Origin of the sequence: uncultured Microbulbifer sp. (genome assembly GCF_947489355.1) — a bacterium.
Classification (GTDB): Bacteria; Pseudomonadota; Gammaproteobacteria; order Pseudomonadales; family Cellvibrionaceae; genus Microbulbifer.
The window spans coordinates 1-373 of record NZ_CANLDD010000202.1 but is presented as its reverse complement, the minus strand read 5'-3'; the positions used below and the strand labels follow the sequence as shown (position 1 = coordinate 373).

Here is a 373-nt window from a genome sequence, read left to right as displayed (position 1 = left end):
CGGCTCGACCAGTGGCTCAAAGACCTTCTTGACCACCGTCTGCGCGATACGATCCGACACTGTCGGTATACCCAGGATTCGCTCGCCGCCGCTCTTCTTTGGGATCGCGACACCTTTGACCGCCGGTGGAAAGTAGCTTCCCGACGATAGACGGTTCCAGATCCGGTAAAGGTTCGGCCCCAAGCGCTGCTCAAACTGTTGCAGCGACTGCCCATCGACACCCGCTGTCCCTCGATTAGCCTTTACGTCTTTGTACGCCTCCCAGACTAAAGATTTTGCAATCGCAAATGGCTTTGCCTCGCTCATTGGCTCGTCCTGCTCGCACAGTTGGCCAGCAAACTCGGCTGAATGACGCCGCCCCTTCGCTCCACGG

General features: G+C 58.2%; 1 pseudogene. It reads right to left on the bottom strand.

The features are described 5' to 3' along the window. Positions 1-306: pseudogene (locus Q1A48_RS21455) on the bottom strand (group II intron reverse transcriptase/maturase); the annotation flags it as partial. Positions 307-373 lie beyond the last annotated feature (67 nt).